Genomic DNA, 9,112 nt, shown 5'->3' with positions numbered 1-9,112 from the left:
GGGTGGGCTTAAACCCCGTGTTGCTGTGTGGGGTACCCCGCGCCGCCCTTTGCCGGGCGTTTTACGCGGATCAGCGGGGGGGGGGGGGGGGGGGGCGCCCCCGCGCCCCCCGGGCCCCGCCCCGCTTCCGTGTGTCATCAGGGGATGGATCAAGGGGGGTTGAGGGATGGGATTCTTCGACGGCATCAGGGGCAGCCGCGGTGAGCACTTCCAGTCGGGCAGTGCCTCGTCGAACGCGATCGAGCTGACCAAGCGCCATCCGACGGTGTCGCTCACCAAACAGGGGGCGGTGCACGGCAATCTGCGCGTGAACCTCTCCTGGCGGATGCGCACCTCGGACATCGGCGGCCGCACCGCCGGCCAGAGCGGGCAGCTCTTCCGCCACCCGTTCAAACTGTTCAAACCGGACATGGTGCAGGCGCACACCCAGGGCATGGTCAATGTCGACCTCGACATCGGCTGCCTCTACGAGCTGACCGACGGAACCCGGGGCGTCGTCCAGCCGCTGGGCAACCTGCACGGGGACATCAACAGCCCGCCGTACGTGAAGCTCAGCGGCGACGACCGGTTCGGTGCGCCCTCCGGCGAGACGATCTTCGTCAACCTCGACCACGCCGAGGAGATCAAGCGGCTGCTGGTCTTCGTCTACATCTACGACCAGACCCCGGCCTTCGACCGGACCCACGCCCTGGTGACCCTCTTCCCGATCACCGGGCCGCGCATAGAGATCCCGCTGGAGGAGCGCCACCCGCAGGCGCGCTCCTGCGCGGTCGTCTCCCTGGAGAGCGTCAAGGGCGAGCTGATCGTGCGCCGCGAGGTCAAATTCGTCTACGGGTTCCAGGCCGAGCTCGACCGGCTGTACGGGTGGGGCCTCCAGTGGGGCCGGGGCTACAAGACGAAGGCCTGAGCCGCGCGGCCCGGCGGCGGATGCGCCTCAGTGGCGGATGCACCGCGGCGGCGGATGAACCTCAGCGACGAATGAACTGGGGCCCCTGCACCGGCAGCCGGAAGGACGGATCCCCGCCCGGAGCCGGCACCGGCACCGGGGACACCGGCTGCGGGTACCCGTACGCGGGCGCCGCGGCCGGCGGGGCCTGGGTGGGCGGCGCCGGCAGCACCGGGGCGGGCCCGGGCGCGGCCGTGGCCGCCGGGGCCTCGGGGGCGCTCTCGTCCACGGAGATCCCGTGGTCGGTGGCCAGCCCGACCAGGCCGTTGGAGTAGCCCTCGCCGAGCGCGCGGAACTTCCACCCGTCGCCCCGGCGGTACAGCTCGCCGCAGATCAGCGCCGTCTCGGCGCCGGTCTCGGGCCGTACGTCGAAGAAGGCCAGCGGTTCGGAGCCGCCGGTGGCGGTGGCGTCGTAGAGCAGGATCCGCAGGTCGTGGACCCGCTGGAAGGGCACGTCCTCGGCGGAGGCGACGACGAGGATCCGGTCCACGACCGGGGTGACGGCCCGCAGGTCCGCCTGGACGGCGTCGGTGATCGAGTCGCCGACCTGCTTCTTGCCGAGCCGCCAGACCGCCCCCGAGGGGTGCCGGGGCTGGTTGTAGAACACGAAGTCCTCGTCCGAGCGAACCCGCCCGTCCGAGCCCACGAGCAGCGCGGAAGCGTCCACGTCGGGAACATCGGGCCCGCCGGTCCAGCGCAGCACCGCCCGGACCGCCGTGGCGGCCACCGGGATGTTCGAGCCCTTCTGCATCGCGTGCGTCATGGCGGTCATCCTGCCCTCCCGGGCACGACCGGGACAATGCGGCCCCCCGTAGACCTTGTCCCCGAGATGAGTCCTGGGCATGGTGCAAGGGTGGGTGTGCGGTGGATGTGCGACGGGCCCGGGAGTCCGTGGTGGACCGGGTGCGGCCGGAACCGTCCGGTACCAAGGTGGTGACCTGAGCGGACCAAAGGCCCCGCTCCGGATCTCTGACCAGGGACGGTTACCTGGATTTCATGTGCGTGGGGAACTCTGGAATCTCATTCGTACGTACTATTACCGGCCATGCCAGTCGGGCCGCCGAGGCAGTACGGGGGAAGCACATGCGTCACTTCGGGCACATATCGCCCACCGTCCGCAAGGACCTCTTCCACCAGGAGCCGGCCGAGTTCACCGCCGCCTCCCCCGCAGGCACGCTCGCGGCCGCCCTGGGAGCCACGCTCTACAGCCCCGCCACCCGGACCCAGCTGGCCCGTGACGTCCGCAAGCAGGCCGGCCGGGGAGTCGTCTCCATGGTCCTGTGCCTGGAGGACTCCATCAGCGACGCCGAGGTCACGGACGGCGAGGAGAACCTCGTCCGGCAGTTCGCCGCCCTCCACGAGACGGCGGACGACGGCCCGGCCGAGGAGCTCCCGCTGCTCTTCATCCGGGTCCGCACGCCCGAGCAGATCCCCGACCTGGTGCAACGGCTCGGTGGCTCGGCCGCCCGGCTGTCCGGATTCGTGCTGCCGAAGTTCAGCGAGACCCGCGGAATCGCCTTCCTCGAAGCCGTCGCACAGGCGGAAGCGGTGAGCGGGCATTCCCGGCTGTACGCGATGCCCGTCCTGGAGACCCCCGAGCTGCTCCACCTGGAGACCCGCGTCGAGGCCCTCGCCGGGATCTCCCGCACGGTCAACAAGTACCGCGAGCGGGTCCTGGCGCTGCGCCTGGGCGTCACCGATTTCTGCTCCGCGTACGGACTGCGCCGCACCCCCGACATGACCGCCTACGACGTGCAGATCGTCGCCGGTGTGATCGCCGACGTGGTCAACGTGCTCAGCCGCGCCGACGGCACAGGCTTCACGGTGACCGGGCCCGTCTGGGAGTACTTCCGCAGCCAGCAGCGGCTCTTCAAGCCGCAGCTGCGCCGCAGCCCCTTCGCGGAGGAGGGGGTCGAGGAGCTGCGCACCGCGCTGATCGAGCACGACCTGGACGGGCTGCTGCGCGAGATCGAGCTGGACCGGGCCAACGGGCTGATGGGCAAAACCTGCATCCACCCCGCCCATGTCACCCCCGTCCACGCGCTGTCGGTGGTCTCCCACGAGGAGTTCAGCGACGCGCAGGACATCCTGCGCCCCGAGCGCGGCGGCGGTGGAGTGATGCGGTCCGCTTATACGAACAAAATGAACGAGGTGAAGCCCCACCGGGCCTGGGCGGAGCGCACGATGCTGCGCGCCGAGGTCTTCGGCGTGGCGAAGGAGGAGGTCGGCTTCGTCGATCTCCTCACGGCCGGGCTCCAGGTGTGAGCGGGCCGTTGACTGCGAAGAAGGGCAAGAAGATCGAAGCCGTGTGGTCGGGAACGTGGGTCGCTGACCGGCTGGGCGTCGGCCTTGAGGAAGGCTCCGGCCCCGGGACGGGGACCGGCGGGCCCTGCCTGGAGGAGCTGCTCGGGCTCGCGCTGCGCCGCAACCCCAAGCGGGCGCACCTGCTGGTCTCGCAGGTGTTGGGCAAGCACGTCCCGCAGTCCCCGGCGACCGTGTACGCCGCCGGGTACGGGCTCGGCGAACGGGTCCGGGAGCTGCTGGGCGAGGAGGAGGCGGCCTCGGCGGTGGTCCTCGGGTACGCCGAGACCGCGACCGGCCTCGGCCACTGCGTGGCCGACGGCCTCGGCGGCGCCCCGTACCTGCACTCCACCCGGCGCCCCGTGCCCGGCGTGGAGCCCGCGGGCGGCTTCGAGGAGGCCCACTCGCACGCCACCTCGCACCTGCTGCTCCCCGAGGACCCGAAGCTGCTGGCGGGCTCGGGCCCGCTGGTCCTCGTCGACGACGAGTTCTCCACCGGCAACACCGTCCTGAACACCATCCGAGACCTGCACGAACGCCACCCGCGCGGGCACTACGTGGTCGTCGCCCTGGTGGACATGCGCTCCCCGTCCGACCGCGACCGACTCACCGCCTTCGCGGAGGGCTTGGGTGCCCGCGTGGACCTGATCGCGCTGGCCTCGGGCACGGTCCGCCTCCCGGAGGGGGTCCTGGCCAAGGGCCAGGCACTGGTCGAGGAGTACGAGAAGCACATCCAGCCCCTCCGGCGTTTGAGGAGCGGGGTCCGGGGCGGCGCCCCGGCAGACGGCCCGCACCCGACCACCCGCGTGACGCTGGACTGGCCCACCGGGATACCAGACGGCGGCCGCCACGGCTTCACCCCCGCGCACCGCGAAGCGCTGAACGCGGCGCTGCCAGCCATGGCGGACCAACTCAAAGCCGCGCTCGGCGACGGCCCCGCGCGAGTCCTCGTACTCGGCAACGAGGAGCTGATGTACGCGCCCCTGCGCCTCGCGCAGGCCCTGGAGGAGTCGGGCGCGGCGGCCGAGGTCCGCTTCTCCACGACGACCCGCTCGCCGGTGCTCGCCGTGGACGACCCCGGCTACGCCATCCGCACCCGGCTCGTCTTCCCGGCCCACGACCACCCCGCGGACGGCCCCGGCGACCGGTACGCCTACAACGTCGCGGGCGCCGGCTTCGACGCCGTCATCGCCGTCGTCGACTCGGCCGGCGACACCCCCGAGCTCCGGACCGGGCTGCTCGACGCCCTCGCCCCGCACACCGGCCGCGTCCTGCTGGCCGTCATACCGTCGTACGTCCCCGACCGGCAGGAGCCGATCATGACCGCCGAGCCCCTGCGCGGCCCCGCCTTCTCCTCGTACGCCCCGCAGGACGTCGGCTGGCTGCTCCAGGACTTCTCCGAGGTCGAGCTGGAAGCCCCGACCGAGGAGCGCGAAGAGGCCATCCAGGCGGGCGGCGCGCACTATGCGGAGTCCCTGCCCGTCGAGTACCAGCCGTCCCCGGAGTACCAGCAGCTCTACCAGAGCGCGCTGACCGCCTCCGCCGCCCGGATGGCCCGCGCCGTCGGAACCGTCACCGAGACGGTGCTCGCCGAGCGGTCCCCGTCCCCGGTGCTCGTCTCCCTGGCCCGCGCCGGCACCCCCGTGGGCGTCCTGATGCGGCGCTGGGCGCGGGCCCGGCACGGCCTGGACCTGCCGCACTACGCGGTCTCCATCGTGCGCGGCCGCGGCATCGACGCCAACGCGCTGCGCTGGCTGGCCGCCCACCACGACCCGGCCGACATCGTCTTCGTCGACGGCTGGACCGGCAAGGGCGCGATCACCCGCGAGCTGCGCGAGGCCTTGTCCGGGTTCGAGGGGTTCAACCCCGGGATCGTGGTCCTCGCCGACCCCGGCTCGTGCGTGGAGACGTACGGCACCCGCGAGGACTTCCTGATCCCCTCCGCCTGTCTCAATTCCACCGTTTCCGGGCTCGTCTCCCGTACGGTTCTGAGGTCCGACCTGGTCGGTCCCGCCGAATTCCACGGCGCGAAGTACTACCGCGAGCTCGCCGGGGCCGATGTCTCCGTCGAATTCGTCGACACCGTCGCCGCTCACTTCGAGGAGGTGGCCGAGGCCGTGGACGCCGAGGTCAAGGAGCTCCTCGCCGCCGACCGCACGCCGACCTGGGTGGGCTGGGAGGCGGTGGAGCGGATCAGCGAGGAGTACGGCATCCACGACGTGAACCTGGTCAAGCCCGGTGTCGGCGAGACCACGCGGGTGCTGCTGCGCCGGGTGCCGTGGAAGATCCTCGCGCAGCGCGGCGCGGGGGCCGACCTGGACCACGTACGACTCCTCGCTCAGCAGCGCGGGGTGCCGGTGGAGGAGGTCGACGGGCTGCCTTACACCTGCGTAGGCCTCATTCACCCACGCTTCACGCGCGGCGCCACGGGCGCCGACGGAAAGGCTGTGTCAGCCAAGTGACCGTCCTCGTAGCCAGTGACCTCGACCGTACGCTCATCTACTCGAACGCCGCGCTCGCCCTGACCATGCCCGACCCGGTGGCCCCACGGCTGCTGTGCGTCGAGGTCCACGAGAGCAAGCCGCTGTCGTACATGACGGAGACGGCGGCGGGACTGCTGGCGGAGCTGTCGGCGGACCCGGGCGTCGTCTTCGTCCCGACCACCACCCGTACCCGCAAGCAGTACCAGCGCATCCGCTTCCCCGGGCGACCGGCGAAGTACGCGATCTGCGCCAACGGCGGCCAGCTCCTCGTCGACGGCTCCCCGGACCGGGACTGGCGCCGCCAGGTCGCTGCGCGCCTCGCCGAGGAGTGCGCTCCGCTGGAGGAGGTGCACGCGCACCTGCTGTCCGCCGCCGACCCGGCGTGGCTGCGCAAGGCGCGGGTGGCCGAGGACCTCTTCGCCTACCTGGTCGTGGAGCGGGCCCTGGTCCCGGAGGAATGGATCAAGTCGCTGACGGAGTGGGCCGAGGCGCGCGGCTGGACCGTCTCGCTCCAGGGCCGGAAGATCTACGCCGTCCCGCGCCCGCTGACCAAGAGCGCGGCGATGCGCGAGGTGGCCCGGCGTACGGGGGCCACGGCCACCCTGGCCGCCGGGGACTCGCTGCTGGACGCGGACCTGCTGCTCGCGGCGGACGCGGGATGGCGGCCGGGCCACGGCGAACTGGCCGACGCGGGCTGGACGGCGCCGCACGTCACCTCGCTGACGCGGGCGGGGGTGCTGGCGGGTGAGGAAATCGTCCGCGAGTTCACCCGGGAGGCGCGGCGGCTGGGCGGACTCGGCACACTGGGCGCATGACCAAGGGCAACAGCACCAAGATCACAGACGAGCTCTACCGGTACATGCTGGCGCACAACCCTCCGCTGGACGAGGTCCAGCAGGGGTTGGTGGCCTCGACGTACGCGGCGTTCCCGGACTCGGCCGGAATGCAGTCGGCCGAGGAGCAGGGCCCGCTGCTGGCCTTCCTGGTCCGGCTGACCGGCGCCCGGCACATCGTGGAGGTCGGCACCTTCACCGGCTTCTCCTCCCTGTCGATGGCGCAGGCGCTGCCGGCGGACGGCAGGCTCATCGCGTGCGACGTCTCGGAGGAGTGGACGGCGTACGCGCGCGAGGCCTGGGCGAAGGCGGGGGTCGCGGACCGCATCGAACTGCGGATCGCGCCGGCCCTGGAGACCCTCCGGGCGATGCCGGCCGATCCGCACATCGACATGGCGTACGTGGACGCCGACAAGGAGAGCCAGATCCTCTACTGGGAGGAGCTGGTGCCGAGGCTGCGCCCGGGCGGCCTGATCGTCACGGACAACACCCTCTACCACGGCACGGTGCTGGACGAGTCCGCGACGGGTTCGGCGGCGGGGGTCCAGGCCTACAACGACCACGTCGCGGCGGACCCCCGCATGGAGTCCGTGATGCTGGCGATCTCCGACGGCCTGACCCTCTCCCGCAAGCGCTAGGCCGTCTCGGACGACCTAGCCGCAGCCGCCGCCACCGCAGCAGCCCCCGCCCCCGCCGCCCATCGGCGCGGCGGGGGCACTGCTGGTCCCGCCGACGGCGACGGCGGAGAGCAGCTTGACGGTGTCGGAGTGCCCGGCGGGGCAGTCGGCGGGCGCGGAGGACTCGGCCATGGGCCGGCTGACCTCGAAGGTGTCTTCGCAGGTCCGGCAGCGGTAATCGTAACGAGGCATGCGGTACAGGCTACGCAGTCGGTCCCCGGCCGGGAAGCGCTCGCTCCGCGGAGGCGGCCCGGCGGCGGGTCAGCGGAGCACGGTGCCGGCGGTTGCCGTGAGGAGGGGGAGCTCCGCGCGGATCGGGGCGCCTTCCCAGTCGCCCCGCGAGGCCACCGCGAAGGCGCCCGTCGTGACGGCCCGGTCGAGGCGGCCGGCCGTGTCCAGGCCGTCGAGCAACCCCGACAGGTAGCCCGCGACGAACGCGTCGCCCGCGCCGACCGTGTCCACCGCCCGGACCGGGCGGGCGGGAGCGTGGAGCGACGAGCCGTCCTCGGCGTACGCCGTCGCTCCGGCCGCGCCGAGTTTGACCACCACCTCGCCGACTCCGAGCGCCAGGAGCTCCTTGGCCCGGACGGCCGGGTCGGTCGGCCCGTCGGGGGGCAGGCACAGGGGGAGTTCGTCGTCCGAGGCGATGAGGACGTCCACCGACGGAGCCCAGGCGCGGAGCACCGCCGCAGCCTCTTCGGCGGACCACAGCCGGGACCGGAAGTTGACGTCCAGGCAGACCAGCGCCGAGTGCTCGGCCGCGAGGCGCAGGGCCATGGTCGCCGCCGAGCGGGCCGAGCGGGAGAGGGCCGGGGTGATGCCGGTGAGGTGCAGCACCCGGGGAGGGGCCGCCGTGAAGGCGCGCTCCAGCGAGCAGGCCTTGAGGCGCGAGCCCGCCGATCCCGCCCGGTGGTAGTGCACCCGGGTCAGCTCCGGCAGGCGCGGCTCCGAGAGCATCAGCCCGGTCGGGGCCCCGCCGTCGTCGCGGGAGGCTCCGGTGACGTCCACGCCCTCGGCACGCAGCGTCCGTAGGACCAGATCACCGGCCTCGTCCTCGCCGACCGCGCCCGCCCAGCGGACCGAGTGGCCGAGCCGGGCCAGGCCGATCGCGACGTTCGACTCGGCGCCGGCGACGGAGACGTCCATCGTGCCGCCGAGGCGCAGCGGGCCGCTGCCGCGCAGGGCGAGCATGGTCTCGCCGAAGGTGAACACCTCGGGGGTGGAGTGCCCGGCGGTCTGCCCGTTCATGCGCAGACCGCCAGGAACTCCGCCGCCCGGCGCCGCAGCGCGGCCAGGTCGCCGCCGTCGGCCGCGTCCCCGATCAGCGGGGAGCCGATGCCGACGGCCACCGCGCCGGAGGACAGGTACTCGGCCGCGGCGGCCGAGTCCACCCCGCCGACCGGTACGAACGGCAGGTCGGGGAAGGGCGCCCGCAGGGCCCGCAGGTACGCCGGTCCGCCGATCGAGCCGGGGAACAGCTTGAGCGCGCAGGCCCCCGCCGCGTCGGCCGCGATGACCTCGGTCGGGGTGATGACCCCGGCCAGCACCGGCACGCCCTGGCGGACGGCTTCGTCCACGCCCGCGCCGAGCCCCGGGGTGACCATCAGGTTGGCTCCGGCCCCGGCGGCCCGCTGGGCGTCCTCGGCGGTGAGGACCGTACCGGCGCCGAGCCACGCCTCGTCGCCGAGCTCCTTGCGGGCCCGGCCGATGACCTCCAGCGCGTCGGTCCCGCTGAGGGAGACCTCGACGAGACGGACGCCCTCTTCGACGAGGGTCATGACGGTACGGAAGGACGCCTCGGGGTCCCTGCCGCGGACGATGGCGACGAGCCGCTCCTGTCGCAGCGCTGCGCCGAACTCCATGGGAATGCCT

Annotated in this window: 9 protein-coding genes; 5 read left to right on the top strand and 4 right to left on the bottom strand. The window is 72.9% G+C overall.

The window, feature by feature from the left end:
• The first annotated feature begins 166 nt into the window (after positions 1-166).
• Positions 167-907: a Tellurium resistance gene (locus ACFXDJ_RS18495; RefSeq protein ID WP_384657143.1), complete on the top strand. Its 741-nt coding sequence runs from the start codon at positions 167-169 to the stop codon at positions 905-907.
• A 61-nt stretch (positions 908-968) separates the two neighbouring features.
• On the opposite strand, the gene ACFXDJ_RS18490 is transcribed toward ACFXDJ_RS18495, so the two are convergent.
• Positions 969-1,709 carry a TerD family protein gene (locus tag ACFXDJ_RS18490; RefSeq protein ID WP_384657167.1) on the bottom strand — a complete coding sequence of 247 codons (741 nt, stop codon included), beginning with the start codon at positions 1,707-1,709 and terminating at the stop codon, positions 969-971.
• Positions 1,710-2,029: 320 nt separating this feature from the next.
• Between ACFXDJ_RS18490 and ACFXDJ_RS18485 the strand changes: the two genes are divergently transcribed.
• From ACFXDJ_RS18485 to ACFXDJ_RS18470, 4 genes are read left to right on the top strand one after another with little or no spacing between them, the layout of a single operon-like run.
• Complete coding sequence (locus tag ACFXDJ_RS18485) at positions 2,030-3,211, top strand: HpcH/HpaI aldolase/citrate lyase family protein (RefSeq protein WP_384657146.1); 1,182 nt, start codon at positions 2,030-2,032, stop codon at positions 3,209-3,211.
• Positions 3,212-3,219: 8 nt separating this feature from the next.
• Positions 3,220-5,709, top strand: a complete 2,490-nt coding sequence (locus ACFXDJ_RS18480) for a phosphoribosyltransferase (protein ID WP_384849634.1) — start codon at positions 3,220-3,222, stop codon at positions 5,707-5,709.
• The gene (locus ACFXDJ_RS18475) at positions 5,706-6,545 is read left to right on the top strand and encodes an HAD family hydrolase (RefSeq protein WP_384657151.1); all 840 of its coding nucleotides are present in this window, start codon (positions 5,706-5,708) and stop codon (positions 6,543-6,545) included. The genes ACFXDJ_RS18480 and ACFXDJ_RS18475 overlap by 4 nt, the downstream gene beginning before the upstream one ends.
• Positions 6,542-7,201, top strand: a complete 660-nt coding sequence (locus tag ACFXDJ_RS18470; RefSeq protein ID WP_384657153.1) for an O-methyltransferase — start codon at positions 6,542-6,544, stop codon at positions 7,199-7,201. Before ACFXDJ_RS18475 ends, ACFXDJ_RS18470 begins: the two co-directional genes overlap by 4 nt.
• Before the next feature lie 15 nt (positions 7,202-7,216).
• Here ACFXDJ_RS18470 and ACFXDJ_RS18465 read toward each other — a convergent pair whose 3' ends face one another.
• From ACFXDJ_RS18465 to ACFXDJ_RS18455, 3 genes are all read right to left on the bottom strand, one after another.
• On the bottom strand, positions 7,217-7,432 hold the full coding sequence (locus ACFXDJ_RS18465) for a zinc ribbon domain-containing protein (RefSeq protein ID WP_384657156.1): 216 nt from the start codon (positions 7,430-7,432) through the stop codon (positions 7,217-7,219).
• A gap of 69 nt (positions 7,433-7,501) precedes the next feature.
• A complete protein-coding gene (locus ACFXDJ_RS18460; RefSeq protein ID WP_384849631.1) occupies positions 7,502-8,488 on the bottom strand; it encodes a sugar kinase in 987 nt (328 codons plus the stop codon).
• Positions 8,485-9,102, bottom strand: coding sequence for a bifunctional 4-hydroxy-2-oxoglutarate aldolase/2-dehydro-3-deoxy-phosphogluconate aldolase (locus ACFXDJ_RS18455; RefSeq protein ID WP_384849628.1), 618 nt, complete (start codon positions 9,100-9,102; stop codon positions 8,485-8,487). Before ACFXDJ_RS18455 ends, ACFXDJ_RS18460 begins: the two co-directional genes overlap by 4 nt.
• Positions 9,103-9,112 lie beyond the last annotated feature (10 nt).

Source organism: Streptomyces sp. NPDC059443 (assembly GCF_042750105.1).
Classification (GTDB): domain Bacteria; phylum Actinomycetota; class Actinomycetes; order Streptomycetales; family Streptomycetaceae; genus Streptomyces.
Note: the sequence above shows the minus strand (reverse complement) of the source record. Positions and strands in the feature narration are given on the sequence as shown.

What these genes read in the sequence shown, in the direction of transcription:
- ACFXDJ_RS18495 (WP_384657143.1), top strand. Translation starts at nt 167, where the DNA reads ATGGGATTCTTCGACGGCATCAGGGGCAGCCGCGGTGAGCACTTCCAG.
- ACFXDJ_RS18490 (WP_384657167.1), bottom strand. Translation starts at nt 1,709, where the DNA reads ATGACGCACGCGATGCAGAAGGGCTCGAACATCCCGGTGGCCGCCACG.
- ACFXDJ_RS18485 (WP_384657146.1), top strand. Translation starts at nt 2,030, where the DNA reads ATGCGTCACTTCGGGCACATATCGCCCACCGTCCGCAAGGACCTCTTC.
- ACFXDJ_RS18470 (WP_384657153.1), top strand. Translation starts at nt 6,542, where the DNA reads ATGACCAAGGGCAACAGCACCAAGATCACAGACGAGCTCTACCGGTAC.
- ACFXDJ_RS18465 (WP_384657156.1), bottom strand. Translation starts at nt 7,432, where the DNA reads ATGCCTCGTTACGATTACCGCTGCCGGACCTGCGAAGACACCTTCGAG.
- ACFXDJ_RS18460 (WP_384849631.1), bottom strand. Translation starts at nt 8,488, where the DNA reads ATGAACGGGCAGACCGCCGGGCACTCCACCCCCGAGGTGTTCACCTTC.
- ACFXDJ_RS18455 (WP_384849628.1), bottom strand. Translation starts at nt 9,102, where the DNA reads ATGGAGTTCGGCGCAGCGCTGCGACAGGAGCGGCTCGTCGCCATCGTC.